Below are 16,847 nucleotides of genomic sequence, written 5' to 3'. Positions count from 1 at the left end.
GCGGCCCGGCCGGCCGGGCCGCTCACGACACGTCGCGCCACATCGCCCCGACCACCAGCAGCATCGCCACGACGACGACAAAGCCGAGGAACAGCTTGCCGAGCAGCAGGAAGTCGTCGGCGTTGCCCCCCGGGCCCACGCGGGGCCGTGCCTCGGCCCGGTGCGCGGCTTCCGCGTGACCGCGCCTCCGGCCCGCCAGCCAGGCCGGGGGCGTGAGTCGCGGGCGTGGGGCGGACGGCCTCCGGGGCCGGGGATCGCCCGGGGGATCGAGGCGCAGTGCGCGGGGGATGGCCCAGCGGCCCATGACGACGAAGAAGACCGGGTGGATGGCGAGAAGCCGCTGCTCGTAGCGGTCGAACATGTCCTGGACCACGGATCGCAGCGGCTCGGTGAGCGCGGTCACGCACTCCTGACGGAGGAACAGGGCCCACTCGAGGGCCGGTTCCCGGCGGCGCAGGTTCGCGCCGATCAGCAGGTCGAACACCTCTTGCGGATCATGGGAGAAGACCGGCTTCCTGGCCTGCCGCCGTGATCCCCCGGCCGCCAGGCCGAGCCGGAAACGGATCGCCGTGAGGCATGCGATGTCCGACTGCGACTCGGTCCAGGTACCGGCCCAGAACTCCACTTCCCCCAGCAGTTCCTCCCGCTCCTCCTCGCCGCGGGCCTGGAAGAGCCGTTCGACCAGCGCGGCGGCCTCCCGGTCTCGCGTCTCGTCGTCCGGTGGGTCCGTCGCAGGCACGTCCGGGGCGTGGGACGGCATCGGAGGGGCCGGTTCCGGTGCGCAGTCCTGGGCCGGTGGGAACTCGGGTTCCGCCCGGCTCGCCCTTGTCTCCGTGTGCCCGGTCAGCGTCTCCGCTCCCTCGATGGCGTATTCCTGCTGCGAAGCCGACGAGGAGGACGCGACCGCGGGCAACTCCTTGTGCGGTGTGGTGCCGGCATGCAGGGTCAGCAGATTGCGCAGCGACTCGGCCCGCTCGGCCGCTGACATCCCGGGCCAGTCCTCCCGTCGGCGTAGCACCTCGAGACCCGGCAGGCCGTAGGCCTGGTAGCGGGTGACCAGCAGCCGTGCGGCCGTGTGCGCCGGGCCGTCGGGCGCGGGCCGGTCGATGATGCGCTGCCGGCCGTAGTCGGGACTGCCGACCCGGGGCCAGCCCGGCATGACGATGAGGCGGTAAGGGCCCGACTCGGCGGACTCCTCCGTGGAGAAGGTCCAGTCGCCGGGCACCAGTCCGGAGAGCATCTCCACCAGGCCGAGCAGCATCGCGCGTGGTTCGCCGGCCATCTGGGGGGCGGCCACCGACAAGTTGGACCGCGGCTCGGTGAGCACCCAGGTCGCCAGGTGGCACAGCGCCTCGGTCAGGTGCGCGGCCCGGCTGGTGTCCCGGAGCCGGTCCGCGCCCTCGCGGCTCAGACGCCGCAGTTCGGCGGGGTTGGGACGGGCGAGGGACTCTCCCCGTCGCACACGAGCGATCCCCTCTCCCAGCGGCCAGTCGGCCTGGTCGAGCCCCAGGGCCATGGCGGGGGAGAACTGCTCACGACCTCCGATCACGGCCTGGCTGAGGAGATTCTCCCGACGCAGGGAGTCGATGACGACGACTCGGCGGACGATGAGGTCCTGTCCCGAGGGCAGCCGCCCGTACGCGATCGAGTCCCCGGCGCTGAGGCTGCCCGGTGGCCGCAGCACGGTGGCCGCCAGCTTGAACAGGCTCACCTCCTCCAGAGTGGGCAGCGAGGACGCGACGGGGCCGAACCCCTTGCTGTCGGCGGGGTTGTCGGGATCGTAGGCGCAGATGACCTGGTGTACGTCGGTGCTCGGCACGGACACGTCCTCACATCCCCCTCAGCCGGGCGACGGGCAATGGAGTCTCGAGCAGACCGCACATCTGGAACACCGAGAGCAGGGGCCCCAGCACCCGCCGAGGGCGGATGCCGCCGATGAAGGCGGTCGGGGAAACGGCTCCCGAACCGCCGTTGGCCACGGGCAGCACGGCGGGGGACATGCCGGTGGCGGTGGCGAAGTGCAGCGTGCAGCGACGGCACTCCATGAACGGACGGAGCCACGACGTCGCTTGATGCTGCGTGAGGAAAGCGAAGACGTCCTGGCTCTCCCGGAACACCTCCGCCGGATCGGGGACGCCCCGGGGGCGGCTGTCCTCGCGCAGCCACTGGTCGATCGGCGGCTCGAACCGCAGAACGTCGCACTTGTTCAGCACGATCGCGGTCGGCACGTCGCACAGGCCGTCCACGCGGGGCAGACGGTCGAGAACGGCTCCGAAGGTGGGGTCGGCCACGCCCGCGGCGTCGGCCCGCACACCCGCGAGCTCCCGGGCCGGCGTCAGCTGCTTCAGCCGGAGGGCTCTGAGCGCGTCGACGACGAAGATCAACGCGTCCACGCCCAGCAGGAACTCGGTCGTCTTCCCGGGCAGATTCAGTGACTCCCCGGCGATGTCGAAGAAGGCCACCGGCCTGGTCTGGCCGTTGACGGTGATCAACAGGGCGTCGGTGAAGTCCACGAAGTCCGTGGGCCTGGTGGCCGGCAGAACCTGGCCCTGCTCCAGCTTGTTGACCGCTTCGGCCAGGAAGGCGTGGTGCTGGGAGGTGTTCACCGCTCGACAGCGCAGGCCCAAGGAGTCCAGGCCGCCCCGGCCGATCTCGGCCATGATCGCTGCCAGCAGATGCGTCTTGCCGGTGCCGGACTGGCCGACGAGCGCGATGGTCAGCGGCTTTCCGAACATCAGGTAGGGCACGGGAAGGAAGTGAGGGCCCGGCCTGTCGTTCGGGCACCTCATGAAGGCGCGATTGAGCTGGTCCTGGCGCCGCATACGGTTGGGTTCCGACGCCGGGTCCCACGGCACCATGCTCGAGGTGTGCGGATCCGGGACGTGCAGTTGGCTCTCGTCCAGGCGCAGTTCCTCAAGACAGCTGGGACACCGCACCGGCTGTCCCGCGTCTCCGTCGGGGAATACCTGATCCACTATCCGCCATCTCCCGCCCTGCGGCCGCCCGTTCCCCAGCGTCCCGTTCCGGACCCCCTTCGTCGCCGACCCCAGCCGCCGAACTGGTCGTACGACCCGCTCCGTCCGTCCGGCTCGGTCTGGGGCGCCGGACCCGGCGGATCGGGGTCCATGGCCCCGGGCACCGCCGGCCAGGCCGACGGCCCTTTGTCCGCGAGGAATTCGACGAACCTGCGGCGGCTGTCCTGCAGCGGGTCAGAGGGGCGGCCGAGATCGTCCCAGGGGTCCGGGGCCGCGACCCGCCGCAGCATCGTCCTGGCGTCCGGCCGCTGTTCGGCGCGTTCGGCGAAGACGTCCTTGAGCAGGTCGTCGCGGACCGGCCCGGCGAGCGGCGGCATCCGGTTGCCCGTGGGCTCCCGGGAATGGGCGACGAAGTACACGAGCTGTCCGGCGCTCCAGATGTCGTCACGGGGGTCGGTGCTGCCGGTCCCCTCGCGCTGTTCGGGGGAGGCCCAGGGCGGGGATCCCAACCGCTGGCGGGGCCGTCCCGCCCGGTCGGCGGTGCCGAAACCGGTCAGCTGCACCCGGGCGCCGTCCCAGCGCACGGTCGCCGGGCTGATGGACCGGTGCACCAGACCCGCCCATTCCAGCAGGCGCAACGCCCGGAACAGACTGCTCTCGAACTTCTTCTGCTCGGCGGACAGCACCAGACCGCTGGCCCGCTCCGCGAGGGTTCGTCCGTCGCGCGGCAGGTCCAGCAGCAGGAACGGCTGCTCCGCCTCGATGGCGTACCCGGCGAGCCGGGTGAACTCGGGGGGATAGCTCACCTCGCTGAACATCCGCACGAGGGTGAGGCCTGCCCGGATCTCCGCCTCGAGCGCGTCGATGCTCTCCGCGCGCGTGGTGTACGCGGGCAGCAGCCGCCGCTGCAGGAAGAGCCGCCCGTCCTCCATCCGCAGGGTGCGGGTGCGCAGCCCGGAGGGCGGCGCGGGCTGCTCGTCGATGCCGTATTCGAGCACCCGGACCCGCTCGGGCATGCCGGAGGAGTCGACGAAGGACAAGCTGTCGTTCATCCCGTCACCCTCCGGATCGTGTTCCACGGCATGTCAGCCGTGCCCCGCTGCCTCACCCTGTCTCGCCCGGAGCGCGCGAGACCGGCGGGCCGGGGGCGGCGCCGCGCGTGGAGCCGCCGTCCGAGTCGGCCTCCGGCCACACCGGGCGTACCGCCCCCGACGACAGCGGCACCAGCCGCAGCAGCCCGGCGAACCGGCCCGAGGCCGTCCAGACGATCTCCGGCATGCCTGCCACCGCCGCCGGTGAGCCGGTAGTCCCCCGTCGGCTGTTCTTCGCGGTCTCCCTGTCGTCGAGACCCTTGTCCGCGCCCGAGGTACTCATCAGTGCCTTCCAGAACGCCCCTTGCATGGCCTGGGGCACGAACCCGAAGCTCTGCGCGGAACCCGGCGCGCGGTCCAGCATGCGCAACTGGTCCGGGGAGCACAGCTGCAGCGCGCCGTCGCGGTCGTCGGGCAGCAGGACGTCGATGATCCGGCGCAGGTCGACCCCGACGAGGGTCGCGGGATCGGGCCGGCCGGCCGACGCGGACGCGAACGGCGGCGGGGGAGTGGTGCCCATCCTGGCCAGCTGCTGCTGGTAGGTGTGCATCAACTCGTCGGTGCGGGAGGCCACGGGCAGTGCGGCGGCACTGGACGGGTCGCGCAGCACCACATCCCAGTACGGCGCGAGGACCTCCGCGACCAGATCGGTGACATCCCCGGCCAGCGTCGTGCGCAGCGCCTGTCCGGCCTGGCCGACGTACTCCACGGCGAACGTGCTGCCCCCACGTCCCCCTGCCGGACCGGTCCGCCCGCCCCCGCGGGGCACGGTGTCCCAGGCGGGCCGGGCGCGGCGGCCGAGTTGCTCGGCGAACTCCGTCAGCGCCCCGCAGACCGTCTGCACCAGATGGGCCAGCGCCTTGGCCTGGTCCGACGCGCCGGCCCGGGCGTCCGCCAGCAGCCAGTGCCGCAGCACCCCCTGGTCGAGGACGTCACCGAGCCGCTCTATGGCTCGGCCTGCCTCCGCCAGACCGGTGTCGGAACGCCACCGCCGTACCGCGGCGACCCACAGGGACCGTGCCGACAGGGCCGCTGCCAGCAGGGCCAGGACGATCAGCGGGGCGCCCGTCCACTCGGGCACGCCCACCGAACGCAGCGCCACCCCGGCCGCGCCGCCGACCAGCCACGCCACCGCCAGCGCGCCCGCGGTGGCGGGTGGCACCCGCCCCGGGGAGCCCGCGGTGCGGGCCGCGCCGAGGCCGAGGAGGACCAGGACGACGACGGCACCCCACACCCCCAGCGGGCTGAGTGCCGCCAACAGAGCGGCGGCGGCCACCCACAGGGCCGACGGCACCGGGTCGGTGCCGATCACCGGTGGTGGTGGGTCGCGCAGGGTGTCGAGCAGGTCGTCGGGGCAGATCCGGTGCAGCCGGTCCAGCTGCGCGGCGCTGCCGGTGGGGACCGTACGTCCGGCGAAGTCGCGCAGCCAGGACACGATCTCGGGCAGCGGGCGGCGCCGCCGGAGCCGGTGCACGACCTGCTGCCGCAGTTCCTCGCCGACCTCCTCCGGGCGGGTGCCCGGCACCAGGGGCAGCTGGATGCCCATCTGCGCGAGGTGGTCACGCCCCTCGGCGTTGAGCCCCGCGCGTCCGTCCGCCCATTCAAACGTCTGCTCGATGGCATCGCGGTAGTCCGCCAGGGCGTGCCCGGCCTCCCGTGCCGCGCGCACCACGTCACCGGCCGGATCGCCGGGCAGCAGCAGGCCGCGCCAGCCCTCCAGCACGTCCAGTCGGTCGGCCGCCTGCCCGAGGCACTCGACGCTGCGCCAGTGCGCCTGCCGCAGCAGGCTGCTCTCCGGCAGGCAGTCCTCCACCACGAGATCCTCGGGTTGGACGTATCCGGCCAGGACGTCCAGGGCGCCGCCGGGAGTGGGCCCGGTGCGCAGGTCGTCCGGGAGCGACACGCAGGCGTCGAGCGCCTGCAACTGCGCACGCAGCAGATCCTCTTCGGGTACTTCGTGCACCAGCAGCCGCAGAGCCGGGCTCGCCACCGCGGACGGCAGGTCGCTGAGCGCCGCCATGGCCGCGTCGAACACCTCGGCCACCCGCAGCAGGTCGATCAGCGGCTCCAGGCCGGTGATGTCGTCCGCCGCGATGTCGGTGTCGGTGAGCGCCAGCGAACGGGCCTGTCCGGGATGCCAGCCGATGCCGCGGACATCGCCGACCCACAGCGTGGCCGCGACCGGGGGGCGCAGCTGAGAGGGCACGCTCAGGACCCGCTCGTCGGGTCCTGGCAGCGGCCCCACGGCCAGGCACAGCACAGTGGAGACCAAGGGGTTGGAGCACAGTCGCTCGTAGGCCGTGTGGTGGCCCAGCAGTGCGGCGACCGTGTCGATGACCAGGACCCGGGAGACATCCGCGGACCGTATGCGCGCGTCCCGCATCGCGTCGCGGAAGCGCTCGTCCAGGGAGCGGGGGTCCAGTACCTCCGCCAGTTCGTGGCGCAGGTCGATGCAGACGACGAGCTGGTCGTCGGTGGAGCCGATCATGGTCATTCTCCCCGCGGGTCCCTGGTCTGGTCGGCGCCCGCACCGAATCGCCGTTCGTGCATCGAGGGCTGGTAGGGGCCCGGCGCCGGCTGGAAGGACTGGCTGAGTTTGCGCAGGTTCCAGCCGGACATCCGGTGCGCCCGTGGGAAGGGCAGGTCGAGCGCGCCCGGCAGGGTCTCGTTCCAGAAGGTGCTGAGGTCGGTGAACCCGGCGGGCCGCTGTCCGTCCTCCTCATGGGCCAGCTGTTCGAGCAGCCTGCTCTGCTGTGGTGCCACCTCCTGCACGAGCGTCTGGAAGAGGCCGTGCGGGGGGACCGGCGAGACCTCGAGTCCCAGGGGGGTGGTGGTCATCAGCTGTTCGCAGAACGCGTTGCGGATTCCCCCGCTGTCCTCGGCCAGTGTCCACGCCTCGTACGCGCGCAGCAGGTTGCCCCAGCTGGACAGCCCCCCGCCGGGTGCGTCCAGCGGACAGACCATCGCGGCGGAGTCCCGGTCCTGGAGCCCGATGCGGATCCGGCGCGGGCTGGTGACGTCGCCGAAGACCTGGACCTGGTTGTTCCAGATGGCGCACAGCAGGCGGTGCAGGATGTGCCGGCGGTCCGCCGCCGTACCCATCAGGAAGTCGTAGCCGTGGCCCAGCCGCTGACGCCATCTCAGGTGGTCGCCGGGCTGCTCGGCGGTGAGCGCCTCGGCCCACAGGGTCAGTGTCTCGCGCACCTCCGGCACCTCGGTCAGGCTCATCGCGCTCCGGAAGAGCACCACGGTGATGGACTCCGTGGACACCGGCCGGAACTCGATGTCGCGTTCGCTGTCGCGCGGCAACCGCATCTCGCGCTCCAGGAACCTGCGCACGGTCGCGTCCGAGGACGTGGCCGGGTACACGATGAGCACCTTCAGCCGGCCGCTGCCTTCGGGTGAGAACCCGACCGGAAGCAACGAGGCCAGTTTGTGCCGGCACTGTTCCAGGGCGTCGTCGCCGACCTGACCGCCACCGCCCGCGGCCGCCTCGGCCAGCAAGGTGCCCAGGCGGGGGAGGAGCGGGCGCTCCTCCCGGTCACCGGGCTCCACGAACAGTCGCTTCATCCGGTGCTGGAGCTGATCCTTGATCATGTGGACGGCGCGGCGGGGGTCGGTCCGTGCCTCGCCGAAGGCGGCCCGCCATTGCTCGGAGCCGACCAGCCGCCCCAGCAGGGCCCGCTCGTCGTCGGTCTCGCGCAGGCCCTCGGCCAGGAGCAGCCGGCGCACCACCGCGTCGTAGAAGGAGGTGAGATCCGCCTGGGCCGGCAGCAGGTACGACACACCGGTGCGGGGCCGGTAGAGGTGGCGGGTGCGCTGACTGAAGGAGGTGTGCTCCTCGTCGGCCTGTTCCCGGAAGGCGGCGACGAGGGCGTTGAGTTCGGACTTCACCGCGGCCAGCGTGCGGTCCCAGCGTGCCGCGTGGTCGGCCCAGTGGCGGTGCCAGGTGCGTCTGGCCTCCCACTGGTACCACGCGTCCTGCTGCTGGAGCACCGCGGACACCTCCGGGTCGGTCCACTTGGCCTTGACGAACCCGCCCATGCGGTCCCGGATGCCCTGCGGTTGCGGGGGGCCGGTGGTCAGCCCCGGCGGGCGCTCGGGCTCGCGCCGGCGGTTCTCCAGGAGTCCGGCGAAGCCGACCCGCTCCAACCGGTCCTTGGCGGCTGCGTCCCCGAGGAGCACGTGGTGCAGTTCCGTGACGTCGCATCGGCCGAGCAATTGCCGCACTCCGCGTACCGGGTCGAAGTCGGCCGCCAACTCGGCTATGCGCTGGCGCAGTTGACGGTCGAGGTCGCCGAGGGCGTCCTCCATCGCGACTTGCCGGGTGGCGAGCGCGTCGAGGATGGCGCGGGCCCCGGTGGCCGGACGGGGCTCGTTGATCGGCAGACTGGCCCGGCTCCACAGCGGGTCGATGTTCGAGGCGGTGAAGAACTCGCGGACGAGTTCCCGCCTGGAGCCGTCGGGAGGACGGGGCGCGGCGTCCTGCTGGCGCAGCGCGGTGGCCTGCAGCCGCGAGGCGAGGAGTTCCGCCAGCTCGTCGACCGGCACGGTCATGGAGGCCACCAGGCTCGTGGAGACCCCTCGGTGGCCGATCCCCGTCGGAGCCACGGCCGCCCGCTCCACGTTGGTGTTGATGAAGGAGTCGGCGAAGGACTGGTACAGGTGGTCGTTGGCGTAGGTGCGGCCGTCGTCGTCGCCGAGTTCGGTGCCCAGCAGGGACATCACGAGCGACACCACACTGCGGTGCAGGTCCTCGCGCTCGATACCGGAGGTGCGGCTGAACAGGAACGCGGTCTGCGTGGTCGAGGGGCGCAGCCGCACCGACAGGCCGCCCGGGTACTCCAGCCGCAGCTGACCGTGGGTGCCCACGTCGTCGAGGTTGTCCTCGGCGTCGGGGGCGTTCTGATCGTCGACCAGACGGAAGAGGTCCACCAGGGCGCGGCCGGCGTTGAGCCGCGCGGCCCGGCCGCCGCCGCGTCCGTCGTCGAAGGCGGACGGCATGAGGACCAACGGGTAGATCTTCACCCGGTAGTGAGCCTCTTCGAATGCCTGGCCGATCAGATGCAGGTAGTCGTAGAAGAGGCCCGAGCCGGTGCCGCCGGCCACCGAGAAGGCCACGAAGACGTCGCAGCTGTCGGCCAGTGTTCCCCCGAGCGAGGTCAGGTCGCCCCCGGACTTGCTGATCATCGAGATCGCGTTGCGCAAGGGCTCCATCGCGGCCCCGAGGCCACTGCGGAACGTCTCGAACAGGGCCGCCCTGCCCACGGTGGGCAGCTGCCCCGCGCCTCGGATCAGGGGCGCGATGCGTGGCTCGCCGGTGCGCGGGGGCAGCCATGCGCACAGCGGCCCGGGCAGGTTGGTCCGCAGGCTGCGGGCCACCTCGGGATAGGAGTCGAAGCGCGGCAGCAACCCGAAGGTGGCGTGCGAGGTCCGGCTGTACGCGGCCTTGAGGGGGCCTTCGGCGCGCATGTGCGCCAGGCGGTTCAGTTCGGCCTCGTTGAGGTCGGCGTAGACGAACTGCAGGCAGTCGGGCAGCTGGTAGGGCAGCAACTGCCGGCCCCGGAGCACGGAGAACAGGGCGGTGCCGTCCGGCCCGCACAACGCCTCGCGCAGCCGGTTCTCCAACTCCGTACCGATGAGGCACCCGGTACCGCCGAGGCCGACGAAGAGCATCGGCTGATAGACCTTCACTGGGCTTCACCTCGTGGGACGTGTCGCGCGTCGACTGTGCGGGCCACGGGCGCCTCAGAAGTCGTCGTCATAGGGCCGCCGTTTGGTCAGCGTGGTGTTGTGGACGGAGGACGCGCGCTCCCCGCGGCCCCGTCGCGATCGCGTCTTGGCCTGTTGTTCGGGCAGGCTCCGCTCGGGACGCGCACCTCGGCGGGCGCCGCCGCTTCCTCGCAGCGAGCGGGCGGCGGGGCGATGGTCGGCGAAGCCCAGAGACAGGCCGTCCCCGAGGGCGGAGCGCTGGTTGCGGGGAACGACCAGCCGCTCGCCACCCGGGAGTCGGACGGAGAGTCCGCCGTCGGGTGTCCTGCGCACCCGGTGCCGGATCGGGGAGTCGTCCAGCAGGAGTCGCTGGTTCCCCCCGGCTGAGGCGCGCAGGGTGAAGCCGAACTCGGGGCCGGCGGTGGCCGGCGCCCGCAGGCGGCTGAGTTCCTCCTCGCCCCGGTACAGGATCAGCTGGAGATCCGAGGTGTCGCGCGTACGGCGCCGGTCCTGCCAGCGCAGCCCGAGCAGTACCGTCAGCGCCAGCACGACCGCGGCCGCGGCGCCCACCTCCGTGCCGTACCGGTCGAGGAGACCGGGCACCGGCACCACTCGGACCGTGACGAAGGCCTCTGTGACCACCTGGCCCGATGTCTCGTCCCGCAGCGTCAGCCGGCCGGGCACCGTGCCCGGCGCGGCGCCCCGGCCGAAGTCGATGCGCAACGGCACCTGATCGGTCTTGCCCGCCGCGAGCGTCATCCGCTGCGGCCGGACCGTGAGCGCGCTGTCCGGCGAGCCGCCCAGCAGCGTCAGGCGCAGGCGGTGTGCCGAGTCGTCGTCGTTGCGCAGTTCGATGCTGCCGTGGGCGGTATCACCGGGGTGCACTTCCCGGTCGTCGAGCACGATCGCGGCGGTCACCAGCGGTGCGCTGGAGGCCAGTTCGGTGGCGTAGGGGCTCTGGTCGCCGGCGATGCCCTCACCGACCATGACACCGGTGAAGGACAGATCGCCGGTGGCGGTGCGCGGGACGGTAATGCGCGCGGAGAACTCACCGTCGTGGGACTGCGGATCGGGGCCTTTGCCGTCGTCCGCGAGGCGGACCGTGCGGGCGGTGAAGCCGCCGCCCGTCAGTTCCACCGAGACCTTGATCCCGGCCAGTTGCTCGCGCCGAGTGAGGACGACCCCCTGCCTGGTCTGCAGGGTGACATGGGCCGTGACCTGTTGACCGGCGGTCGGGACGGGTGGGTCGACGACGATGTACGAGCGCAGCACGCCCTGCCAGATGGCCGTGGCGGTGATCCGCTGCGCCGGTGCCCCGTCGAGCACCTCCACGTGGACCCGCCAGGTGCCGGGGTAGGGATTGCGGATGCGCAGGGCCTCCACCGAGCCGGACTGGCCGACGAGTTCGAACTCCGAGCCGAAGGCCCTGCCGTTCAGCGGCACCTTGCGGCCACGCGGATCGTAGTAGGTCACCGCGATGCCGTCCGGGTTCTCCTTGATGACGTTGATGGTCCCGTCCGTCGCCACGGGCGGGATCGTCACGCGCAGGTCCGCGCTCGACGACACGGACCTCGCGTCTCCGTCCGCCGTACGGGCGCATCGCGCGCCGGCGAAGGCGGTGAGCAGGACCGCCGCCACATCGGCGGAACCGGTCGTGACCCGTGCCTCGGGGCGGGCCGAGGGGAGATCGGCGCAACGGCTCTGGTAGCCGCCCGCCGCCAGCGCGTCCAACTGCCCCTTGTCGATGGCCGACCCGAAGCCCAGGGGCCAGATCTGCACCTTGTCCGCGCGGGCCTGTGCGACCTTCTTCTCCAGGATCTTCCGGGCGTTGGCGTTGCGGGAGCCGGGGTCGTCGCCGTAGGCGGGGCTGTCGCCGACGTCGAGTTGCCCGTCGGTCAGCAGGAAGATGATCTTCGGGGTTCCTTCGGCGCTGCCGGACAGCAGGGACAGCGCCTGTGCCAGAGCGGCCGGGAAGTCGGTTCCGTTTCCCTCGTCGTCGGTGCGCCGGTGGAGGTCCGCGACGCATGCGCTCAACCGCTCCCGGCCGGCCGCGTCCACCCGGGTCAGCGGACACACGGTGTCCACGGGGGCCTGGCCCGGCCGGGTCACGCTGCCGAAGCCGACCACGGCCACCCGGGATCTGTCGGAGACCTCTCCGAGCGCCAGCACCGCGGCGGCCGCGCGCTCCGCGGCGACGTCTGCTTTCGACAGGCTCCCCGACTCGTCCACCAGGACGACGAAGTCGACGGGCTCCGGACTGAGGGTCCCCCGATCTTCCGCGTGAGCCGGCACGGGAATGGCCGAGGGCAGCAGTGCCAGCAATAGCGCGCAAAGAAATCTGGCCGCGCGTAACCGGCCCGTTCGTCGAAAAGGGCTGGGGCGCAATGATTCTCGCGAAGCAAGAATCCTTCGTTTCGACGCACGGCTGGAGGCGCCCGTCGTCATCGGACCACCCCCCTGGCACCTGCGAGACGTGACAGTAGTTGTAGCACCAGGCGATGACGCCCCGTAAGGGTTTGACGCAATCAGGAAGGGGAGGGCGCTGATCAAGGGAAATGGAATCAAGAACACCAAGCGTGTTCGAATCGATTTCTCCGCGAGGCTGAATTCGGAGCTGCCGTTTTCGCATTCTTTCGAACTTGACTGAATGTTTCTCGTTCCAGTCGTTTCGGCGAAGTGAGGGCTGCGGGGAAGGGGTGGAGCGACCTGAAAATTCGAACGAATATACGTTTAGATACTCGCGGGGCGTCAGGTTAACTCCCCGAAAACTTCACGGTGTTGTCATTGACATGCCATCGTCTACGCGCGTCATCATGGTGCCCATGAGATTCCCCCCACGGATCACTCGAATCGGCGCCGCGGCCGCGCTCCTGTCCGCCGTCCTGCTGGGCGGCACGGTGACCGCGCCATCGGCTACCGCGGCCGCCACCGCCGTCGGTGACATCTGCTACAGCGACCTGCCCTCCCAGGCACACACCACGCTCGACCTGATCGAGCAGGGCGGCCCGTTCCCCTACGCGCAGGACGGGTCCGTGTTCTCCAACCGGGAGGGCATCCTGCCCGGCAACTCCTCCGGCTACTACCACGAGTACACGGTCAGGACGCCGGGCGTCTCCACGCGCGGAGCGCGCCGGATCGTCACGGGTCAGGCACATGAGGAGGACTACTACACCGCCGACCACTACGCCTCCTTCGACCTGATCGACTACCGCTGCTGAGCCGGGCCGTCAGCCGGACCTCCGGCTCCCGGCGGCCGCGAACAGCGCGAACGCCAGCACGAGCAGGGTGACGCCGGCGTAGATCTCGTAGCCGTCGAGAACGCCGAGCCTCTGCACGAGACCCCAGTCCCAGTCGGTGAACTCGTGCACAAGACCGGCGACGCCCTGGACCAGGGCGAGGAAACCGAGGAATTCCAGCAACTGCTTCATGGCCCGACCCTCGCCCCGCGGCCCCCCCACGCACATCGGCCGCGGGGCGGGACCCGGCCCGCCGGAAGTCTCCGGCCGCGCCGGCCCGTCGCGCCGAAAGTCTGCGATACCGCGACTTTGGTCGACGATCCCGCTCGGGCGGAGGTGTCCGGGCGCGAGTCTGCGTAGATTTGTCGACCGTGAGTGGTGATCTGCCGGGGCCCGAGAGTCAGCCCTTCGTCCAGCAGCGCTGGCTGCTTCCCTCGGCCGTGGTGACGGAACTCGACCCCGACGCGCGGCGCCCGGGGCGCCAGCGCCGTACCGCCCGCGACTGGGTGGTGGACTTCTGCTGCTTCCTGGTGGCCGCCGCGATCGGCCTGCTGGCCGCCGACACCCTGCCGGACGAGAACCTGCCCCGAGCCGTGGTCGCCGTCGACCAGCTGGTCGGGGCGCTCGCCTGCGCCGCGGTCTGGCTGCGCCGTCGCTGGCCGCTCGGGCTGGCGGTGGCGATGATCCCGGTCGGCTTCGTCTCCGCCACCGCGGGCGGCGCCGCGCTCGTCGCCGTGTTCACGCTCGCCGTGCACCGGCCGTTCCGGTACGTGGCCTGGGTCAGCGCCGCTGCCCTGGCGACCGCCCCGATCTTCTACTGGTTCCGTCCCGACCCCGACATTCCCTACGGCTGGACGCTCTTCCTCAGCGTGGTGCTGACCGGCGCCGTCGTCGGCTGGGGCATGTTCGTGCGGTCCAAGCGGCAGCTCATGCTCAGCCTGCGCGACCGCGCCCGGCGGGCCGAGACCGAGGCGCGGCTGCGCGCCGAGCAGGCCCAGCGGCTGGCCCGCGAGGCCATCGCCCGGGAGATGCACGACGTCCTCGCCCACCGGCTGACCCTGCTGAGCGTGCACGCGGGCGCGCTGGAGTTCCGTCCCGACGCGCCTCGGGAGGAGATCGTCCGGGCGGCCGGGGTCATCCGGGAGAGCGCACACGAGGCCCTCCAGGACCTGCGGGAGATCATCGGCGTCCTGCGGGCGGGGGAGCGTGACGACGCCAGCCGGCCGCAGCCCACGCTCGGCGCGCTGGAGTCGCTGGTCGCCGAGTCCCGCGAGGCCGGGATGAAGGTCGCCCTCGACAACCGCGTCACCGACCCCGCCGCCCTCCCCGCCGCCGTCGGTCGCACCGCCTACCGCATCGCCCAGGAGGGCCTGACCAACGCCCGCAAGCACGCCCCCGGCGCCGAGGTCACCGTCGCGGTCCGCGGCGCCCAGGGCGAGGGGCTCGACGTCCGGGTGCGCAATCCGGCGCCGGAGAGCGAGGCGCCGCACGTGCCCGGCTCCGGGCAGGGGTTGATCGGCCTCTCGGAACGGGCCACCCTCGCTGGCGGCCGGCTGGCCCACGGCCCCACGGACGACGGCGGGTTCGAGGTACGGGCCTGGCTGCCCTGGGGATGACAACTGGGCCTGAAGTGAACCCGGTTGACTTGCGTGGAACGATGGCACACGTTTGTGCAGCCACTGTCCCGCAGGCACCGGAAGGAAGTCAGCAGCGTGAGTTTCGGGGGACCGTACAACCCGTACCAGCCACCGCCGCCGGGCCCGCCGAACGGCGGACCGTACCCGCCGCCGCCCCCGAACGTCCCGCCCCAGCCCTACCCCTACGGCTATCCGCCACCCCAGCCCTCCCCCTACGGCTACCCGCCGCCTCCGCCCTTCGTGCCGCCGCCGCAGCCCGCGCCCACCACGCTGTGGGGTTGGCTGCGCGGCCTGCGGGAGGCCGAATGGCCGCCCCTGCGGGTGCTGTTGCGGGCCGGGCGGCCCAGGATCCACGGATGTGCCGCGGCGTTCGTCCTGTTCCCCTGCGCCTGGTTCGTGACCGTGCCGCTGATGGTCGGGTACGTCTTCGCCCGTTCCGCCCGCACCCGGGCCCACGCCCTCTTCCCGCCGCGCGGACACCGCCGGATCGAGGACCCGGACATCCTGCGCGTGCAGCGGATCCGGGCCTGGACGGCGGTCGCCATGTCGCTGCTGCTGCTCGTCGTGTACGGCAAGCCGGAGGACATCGGCGAGGCGCAGCAGCAGTACATGATGCGGCTGGCCGTCACCCCGCCGCTGCTGCTCCTGAGCGCGCCGCTGGTGATCGCGTTCCTGTTCCGCATGGCCTCGCCGCGGACCAAGGCCGATATGCGGCCGCGGGTACGGGCCGCCGGGAAGTCGGCCCTGCTCTACGTCGGCGCGGTGACCGCCGTACCCCTGCTCGTCATGGCGACCGCCCTGGTCGACAGGCGCCAGTCCGGGAACGGCGACCCGGGCTTCCCATGGTTGCACGTGGCGCTGATCCTGCTGGTCTTCTGGCTGCTGTTCTTCCTCTTCTTCGCCACCGGGTCCGCGGTGCGCACCGGGTTCAACTCCGCGGGTGTGCACGCGGCGCTGCCCGCCCTGCTCACCGCGGTGCTGGTGTGGGAGTTCGCGCTGATCAGCCTGGCCGCCGGCGGACTGCCGCCCGGCCCGCCGGTCGTCCAGGTGCTCGCCGTTCTGGCCGGACCGGTCTCGGTGACGGCGGTGACCCGCTGGGAACTGACCCGCCTGCGCACCCGCTACGGCGTGGTCCTGCGGGCCTGAGCGGCCGTCACCTAGGGCGGCGGGGCACCACGCGCTGCCCCGCCGCGCCGTACACCCAGGGCGAGGTGCCGTCGATGAACTCGGCGGGGAAGCCGGGTCGGAAGCCGGTCGTCTCCTCCAGCCGGGTCACCACCTCCGCGGGCAGGGCCAGTTCGGCCGCGCCCAGGTTGTCCACGAGCTGCTCGACCCGCCGTGCGCCGACGATCGGGTGCACGGCGGGGGAGTGGGACATGGTCCAGGCGAGGGCCACCTGCGCCGGTGAGACCCCGAGTTCGTCCGCCGCCTCCCGCACCGCCCCCGCCACGGTGTGCTCGCGCTCCCCGAGCGAACCGGGGTCGTGCCGGGTGGGCTCCGCCCGGCCCGGCTGGGCGTACTTGCCGGACAGGATCCCGCCCTGCAGGGGACTCCAGGCCGCCACCGACATCCCGAACGCCTCGGCCATCGGGAGCAGTTCGCGCTCGATGTCCCGGTTGAGCAGGCTGTAGGGCACCTGGAGCCCGGCGAACTCCGTCCACCCCCGCAGCTCCGCCAGGGTGTTGGCACGCGACACCAGCCAGGCCGGGGCGTCCGAGATGCCGATGTAGAGCACCTTGCCGGAGCGCACGGCGTCGTCGAGGGCGCGCATCGTCTCCTCGACCGGGGTGTTGCGGTCCCAGATGTGCACCCAGTACAGGTCGACGTAGTCCGTGCCGAGCCGGCGCAGGCTCGTCTCCAGCGACAGGGTGAGGTTCTTGCGGTGGTTGCCCGCGGCGTTCGGGTCCTCGCCGTCGCGCGTGCAGGTGTACTTGGTGGACAGCACGAACCGGTCGCGCCGCCCCTTCAGCAGTTCACCGACGATCGTCTCGCTCTGTCCGGCACGGTAGTTGACGGCCGTGTCGACGACGTTCCCGCCCGCCTCGGCGTAGGCGTCGAGGATGCGCGCGCACTCCTCCCGGGGCACCCCCGCCCCGCCCTCCTCGCCGAAGGTCATGGCCCCCAGGAACAGCTCTGACACGCGCAGGCCGGTACGGCCCAGCAGCCGGTAACGCACGTAATCCCCCCTCGCCGGAC

11 protein-coding genes are annotated in these 16,847 nt (G+C 72.0%); 3 read left to right on the top strand and 8 right to left on the bottom strand.

Going from position 1 to position 16,847, the window contains the following annotated elements; translation table 11 throughout:
* Positions 1 to 22: 22 nt before the first annotated feature.
* From ACWDRW_RS17465 to ACWDRW_RS17440, 6 genes are all read right to left on the bottom strand, one after another.
* Positions 23 to 1,819, bottom strand: coding sequence for a hypothetical protein (locus ACWDRW_RS17465; protein WP_451724078.1), 1,797 nt, complete (start codon positions 1,817 to 1,819; stop codon positions 23 to 25).
* A 10-nt stretch (positions 1,820 to 1,829) separates the two neighbouring features.
* Entirely contained in the window at positions 1,830 to 2,747 is a 918-nt protein-coding gene (locus ACWDRW_RS17460; protein WP_451724076.1) for a hypothetical protein, read from the bottom strand.
* 227 nt (positions 2,748 to 2,974) lie between these two features.
* Positions 2,975 to 4,027 (bottom strand): hypothetical protein, encoded by a 1,053-nt coding sequence (locus ACWDRW_RS17455; RefSeq protein ID WP_451724074.1) that lies wholly within the window; start codon positions 4,025 to 4,027, stop codon positions 2,975 to 2,977.
* A gap of 52 nt (positions 4,028 to 4,079) precedes the next feature.
* A complete protein-coding gene (locus ACWDRW_RS17450; RefSeq protein WP_451724073.1) occupies positions 4,080 to 6,554 on the bottom strand; it encodes a hypothetical protein in 2,475 nt (824 codons plus the stop codon).
* A 2-nt stretch (positions 6,555 to 6,556) separates the two neighbouring features.
* Positions 6,557 to 9,760 carry a tubulin-like doman-containing protein gene (locus ACWDRW_RS17445; protein WP_451724072.1) on the bottom strand — a complete coding sequence of 1,068 codons (3,204 nt, stop codon included), beginning with the start codon at positions 9,758 to 9,760 and terminating at the stop codon, positions 6,557 to 6,559.
* Between the two features lie 54 nt (positions 9,761 to 9,814).
* The gene (locus ACWDRW_RS17440) at positions 9,815 to 12,070 is read right to left on the bottom strand and encodes a VWA domain-containing protein (protein ID WP_451724070.1); all 2,256 of its coding nucleotides are present in this window, start codon (positions 12,068 to 12,070) and stop codon (positions 9,815 to 9,817) included.
* 530 nt (positions 12,071 to 12,600) lie between these two features.
* On the opposite strand from ACWDRW_RS17440, the gene ACWDRW_RS17435 reads away from it, so the two are divergent.
* Positions 12,601 to 12,996 carry a ribonuclease domain-containing protein gene (locus ACWDRW_RS17435; RefSeq protein WP_451724067.1) on the top strand — a complete coding sequence of 132 codons (396 nt, stop codon included), beginning with the start codon at positions 12,601 to 12,603 and terminating at the stop codon, positions 12,994 to 12,996.
* Between the two features lie 9 nt (positions 12,997 to 13,005).
* On the opposite strand, the gene ACWDRW_RS17430 is transcribed toward ACWDRW_RS17435, so the two are convergent.
* Positions 13,006 to 13,206, bottom strand: a complete 201-nt coding sequence (locus ACWDRW_RS17430) for a hypothetical protein (protein ID WP_451724065.1) — start codon at positions 13,204 to 13,206, stop codon at positions 13,006 to 13,008.
* Positions 13,207 to 13,385: 179 nt separating this feature from the next.
* On the opposite strand from ACWDRW_RS17430, the gene ACWDRW_RS17425 reads away from it, so the two are divergent.
* Both ACWDRW_RS17425 and ACWDRW_RS17420 read left to right on the top strand, forming a co-directional pair.
* Entirely contained in the window at positions 13,386 to 14,630 is a 1,245-nt protein-coding gene (locus ACWDRW_RS17425) for a sensor histidine kinase (protein ID WP_451724064.1), read from the top strand.
* Between the two features lie 96 nt (positions 14,631 to 14,726).
* Positions 14,727 to 15,797 carry a hypothetical protein gene (locus ACWDRW_RS17420; protein WP_451724063.1) on the top strand — a complete coding sequence of 357 codons (1,071 nt, stop codon included), beginning with the start codon at positions 14,727 to 14,729 and terminating at the stop codon, positions 15,795 to 15,797.
* 7 nt (positions 15,798 to 15,804) lie between these two features.
* Here ACWDRW_RS17420 and ACWDRW_RS17415 read toward each other — a convergent pair whose 3' ends face one another.
* The gene (locus ACWDRW_RS17415; protein ID WP_451724061.1) at positions 15,805 to 16,827 is read right to left on the bottom strand and encodes an aldo/keto reductase; all 1,023 of its coding nucleotides are present in this window, start codon (positions 16,825 to 16,827) and stop codon (positions 15,805 to 15,807) included.
* Positions 16,828 to 16,847: the final 20 nt, after the last annotated feature.

Source organism: Streptomyces sp. NPDC003635, from assembly GCF_053587635.1.
The sequence above is the reverse complement of the archived record's forward strand: the minus strand, read 5'-3'. Positions and strand labels throughout refer to the sequence as shown.

Bases quoted from the DNA above. Each gene is read 5' to 3' on its own strand.
- ACWDRW_RS17430 (WP_451724065.1), bottom strand. From the start codon at position 13,206: ATGAAGCAGTTGCTGGAATTCCTCGGTTTCCTCGCCCTGGTCCAGGGC.
- ACWDRW_RS17450 (WP_451724073.1), bottom strand. From the start codon at position 6,554: ATGATCGGCTCCACCGACGACCAGCTCGTCGTCTGCATCGACCTGCGC.
- ACWDRW_RS17455 (WP_451724074.1), bottom strand. From the start codon at position 4,027: ATGAACGACAGCTTGTCCTTCGTCGACTCCTCCGGCATGCCCGAGCGG.
- ACWDRW_RS17435 (WP_451724067.1), top strand. From the start codon at position 12,601: ATGAGATTCCCCCCACGGATCACTCGAATCGGCGCCGCGGCCGCGCTC.